A 4,741-nucleotide genomic window follows, 5' to 3' on the forward strand; every position below is an offset into this window, starting at 1 on the left:
AAGCCTCAGACCCCGAAATGCTTCAATAATCTGTTGTTTTGATAAATTCGTAAACTCAAGGTACCGACGGCTCCCTGCCGGCAAAACTATCGATTGCCCGCGGGCCTTTATCGGAAGAGGATCTCCGTCAAGTAATCCAAAGGCTTTTATGTTCTGTTGTTCAATAGGCAACAAAAACTGACCCTTGCCCAATGTATGCCAATACACCACGTATGTTTTGCCGTTCCGCTGAAAATGAAACGCCCGTATCTTTTTTGTGGGTAGCAGTGTAATCTGATAATAGGGTCTCAGTTCAAACTCATCATTTTCATTACGAAGAAGAATATGTTCCTGATTGGGATTGCGCAACGCAGCCTTTTGTTCTTCAGAAAGCCAATTCTTCTCTCTTGCCGTCTCCCAACGTTTGAAAACCTCGAAAATATCGTCTGACCGGGGATGGGGATCCGACCAGGAAAGTTTTGTCCACAAAGAAGTACCGGTACTCCAGCCTGCAGCCCGGCTGGTTGAATATTCTATCGCATCCGGTTGCATACCCACTGAATCCTCCTCCCAATATCCCGGAGGATGATTCGCAATCCATCCAAAATCTCCTTTGGTAAAATCCGCTTGTAATATTCGGGCTTCCCGCATCGGATCACGGCGGGTAACAGATTTCAATTGTTTGGGAGGGTATCCCTGGATATCAAAAGCATTCGCCCGGCTTATCATATGCCAGCTGAAATGGGAACGCTGAGCAGCTTCGGCAAATATTGGGGGCGGCTGAAGCTGATCATATAACACTTTTTGCGCACGGGAAGTGTTATACCAATACGGGGGAGGCACATCCTCTGCCCCGTCAAAATATATAAAGCGCAGTCCCGCCTGATTGTATATCTCCCCAATCCGTTCTGCAACTTCCTGTTGTATGGAGGTTCTCTGGTCATAGCGAACCCATTTGGTCCAGGTGTCGACATCCAGCAAACCGAATTTATATCCCTGGTCTCTGGCCTGAGGGGTAGTTTCGAACTGGCCCCGCCGGCAACCGGTAAACTGAAAAGGCCGTTCGGTGGTATAATCCTGGTAGGTGATCAGCTCTTCTCCAATTTTGAGAATGCGCCTGCCATCTTCTCGTGTACATGCACGGGGGTTCTCCTCCACCGTAATAGTAGTGGAAGACCTTGTGATGGGTTCGGCCAGGGTGAGCCTCCTTCTGAGATTTAAGCGGTGATCAGGAGTGCCTGTCACATAAGGATCTTCTTTATCTGCCTTGGTAAAATACGTGTGAAGACCGGGAATCATTCCGGCATCAGTCACTTTGTCTACAACTTTATTAAAATCCTCCATGCCATTGCTGTATTCTTCGTTCCAACTGAAATGCCCTACGGTTGCAAATGAGTTCACCGAAATCATAAACAACTTGAATCCGCCTGCCTTGGCATACTGAACATGGCGGTCAACATTATCCGGTGTAATATCAGTGGGCCAATAAACAGAATACTTATATTCCTCGCACGATCGAGATTTTACTCCTGTGGGGAGATTAAAATCCTTTTCTACCTGCTGTATCCGGTCCATTAAATGTTTGGTCTCCGTAGTAATTAATGCAGCACTTACTCCTAAAGTCTTTACTTCGTCAATAGCCCGGGCCTCCATAATGCGATACCCGCATCGTGGTTTTCCGTCAACTTTAGGATATTGGTTGGTGGCCAGCACGTTCACAGCAACATCCGCGTCGTGCATTACATTTAACCACCCTCCGAAATGATCCCGTTCCCGAACCGGAAGCCGCAGAAATATCAATTCATCCAAGGGAGGCACCAACCTTTCAGAGAGCCGTGACCCGTTGTATTTAATATTATCAACGGTAAATCCAATATAACTATCAGTAATATCTAAACGTACAGTTACCCGGTGGGATAAATGCCGGAAGGAGATTTTCAGTTTATTTCCCATCCTACGCACTTTTGTGGCAGGTAAAAATTTTGGTTCCGCAGGATGAACCAACATTTCCTGACTGGGTAAACGATCGGATTGTTTTACCGCAAACACGGGGAAACTGTCCTGAACAGCCAGACATTCCTGACCGGTGGCTTTGTGAATGAGGCTTTTTGCATGGCCTTCTTCGCTGATGACTAAACGCATTTCAGCATTTTCAATGGTTATGTCATTGTCTCCATATACCATTGGGGCAACCAATATGAATATGACTACCATTGCCCAATCTTTTATGTACAATATCCTTTTCATTATGTATTCCTTATTATTATATAGCAGCAATAATTTAGTTAAAAATGGTGGCATTTTGAAAAGCAGAAATCAATTCCTCTCTTGACAATTGATCTGTCTTGACATATCGGCGGCGGCTCACGGGCAATACCACTGATTCCTCATTTTTTCCTGGCTGCACTTCTGTCTGCTCTCCTATATCCTTAAGCAAGGTAATCTTTTCCGGTTTTAAAGGCAGCTCCATGTTTTTATCTCCTTTTATATGCCAATACACCACATACAAATCATCTTGCCGCTCAAAAATAAATGCCCGTACTTCTCCTTTGGCCACATCTTTGATTTGTTCATAAGGCACAAGTTCAAATTCCTCCTGCTTATTGACCAAAAGAATATGCTCCTGCTCCCAATCCCTCAGCATCTGTTTTTGTTCTTCAGTGAGCCAATCCTGGGCTTTTGCTTCTTCCCACCGTCTTATCACTTCCAGATTATCGGAAGTCCTGGGGTGATCTTCAAATTCTTCCACATTGCTCTTTAAAATCCATGGTGAACCCCATGCTGAGGCTCGGCTAGTCAGGTACTCAAACATATCAGGCTGCATCCCTATAGAATTTTCGTCAGGGACGAAATACCGGTATCTACCAAAAGTTGAGGCGGTAAAATTATCCGCCATCAAAGGAGCCGCGTTCCCGGGGAAATCTCTAATGGCTTGTTTTAGTTCTTTAGGCGGCCAGTTGTGGGAATCATAGTGATTACCCCGGCTCAGCATGTGCCAGCTAAAATGAGACTGCACTGATCCTGCTGCAAATATAGGTTCGGGGTCTAAACGTTTATAGACTTCCCACTGCGCTTTAGCAGTATTAAACCAATGGGGAGAGTGGACGTCTTCAGCTCCATCAAAATAGATGAATTCAAATCCTGCCTTTTGATATATCTCAGCCAGCCTTTCTGCAACTTCTCCCTGAATACTGGTTTGCTGATCAAGACGGACAAATTTTGGCCAGTCATCTAAATCCAGCAAACCAAATTTATTGCCCATAGAATGGGAGGCAGGCTTCGTATTCAGTGCTCCCCGGCTACATCCAGTGAATTTATAAGGCCGCACGGTGGTGTAATCCGAATAAGATATCAATTCATCTCCGATCTTTAAAATTCTTCGGCCTTCATCCAAAGTAACCCTCCGGGGATTTTCCTCTACAGTGATGGTCGTATCGTTCCTGCCCAATGGAGCAGCCAGTGTAAAATACTTTCTCAGATTTAACCGATGATCTACCTTCGTAATATACGGATCACTTTTACTGGCTTTATTGTAATGGATATGAACCCCGGGAGACATACCGGCATTTTTAATCTTTTTCACCACCTCTTGTAGATCCTCAATTCCATTGGAATATTCATCCCGCCACTCATAATGCCCGGGAGCTTTCGAAAAAGCTGTATAATATACATAAAAGGTTCGAAAGCCTCCCTTTTTGGCATATTCAACATGTTCGTCAACATTATCCGGGGTGATATTGCCGGACCAATAAGTGGATAAATCAGCCTTTTCCGATCTGCGATTCTTTACACCATGCGGTAAATTGAAATCTTCTTCCACCCGGGCGATATCGTCCAACAAGTTATCGGTGGAGGTGGTAATTAAACCGGCCCCTACTCCTTTTGACTTGACTTCACTGATCATACCGGCTTTTAAAATTCTATATCCATTCCGTTCATCCGATTTAATCCGGGTGTAAGAATCCGTCCCCAGGATATTAACGGCCCACTGATCATCCCACGTTACATTCAGCCATTCTCCATAATGACTTCGATTCCGTATGGGTAACCGGAGAAACCACATTTCATCTACCCGGGGAGAAATATCCGGATTGATATTGCCATTGCCTGCCAAATTAGTGGTGGATCTTTTATTAACAAAATCCTCCACTTCAAAGTGTATATATTGAGGTTGGATATCCAAACCGATAACAGCGTCCACATCAATAATATCAAAATGTGCAATTAACTGATCCCCTTTCCGGTAAACCGAATCCGGCGTAAATTCACGCTCACCCATAGGGATAACATTTGATTTAAATACATCATCATAGGGAGAATAATCAACATCAACCACCATAGAAAATACAGCTACCTTAGCATTCTGCATCAGGCATTCCTCTTTGGTCGGCTTATGGAACAGGCTTTGGGCCTTTCCATTCGGTGCAATGACGAGCCGCATCTGCTCATTTTCTATTATCACGTCATTCGTATTCTGACTCACCCTGGTGCATCCAAGTATTTCTATGATCAATACTGATAATAGTACTATGCTTAAACTTTTCATATAAAATTTTTTTAATATTCTAACTTCATTATTTTCCACCCTCACAATTGATAATTCCCATTGCCAAAGCCCGGTTTATCAAAATAGGCCTAAAAGTAGCCGACCAATCCAGTATCCTCTCTGTAGTTCCCGGATTTAATCGATAATAGTTGCATTCTGAAAAGCAGTGATTAACTCTTTCCCGGATAATTTATCGGTCCTTACATACCGGCGGTT

The 4,741-nt window shown here is 44.0% G+C and carries 2 protein-coding genes; both read right to left on the reverse strand.

The features are described 5' to 3' along the window. Positions 1-2,226, reverse strand: a 2,226-nt coding sequence (locus KGY70_17155; protein ID MBS3776929.1) for a hypothetical protein, incomplete at its 3' end; no start/stop codon positions are given. Between the two features lie 34 nt (positions 2,227-2,260). Continuing rightward, positions 2,261-4,525 carry a hypothetical protein gene (locus tag KGY70_17160; protein ID MBS3776930.1) on the reverse strand — a complete coding sequence of 755 codons (2,265 nt, stop codon included), beginning with the start codon at positions 4,523-4,525 and terminating at the stop codon, positions 2,261-2,263. Between the last annotated feature and the right edge of the window lie 216 nt (positions 4,526-4,741).

This window comes from Bacteroidales bacterium (assembly GCA_018334875.1).
GTDB lineage: Bacteria > Bacteroidota > Bacteroidia > Bacteroidales > UBA12077 > JAGXLC01.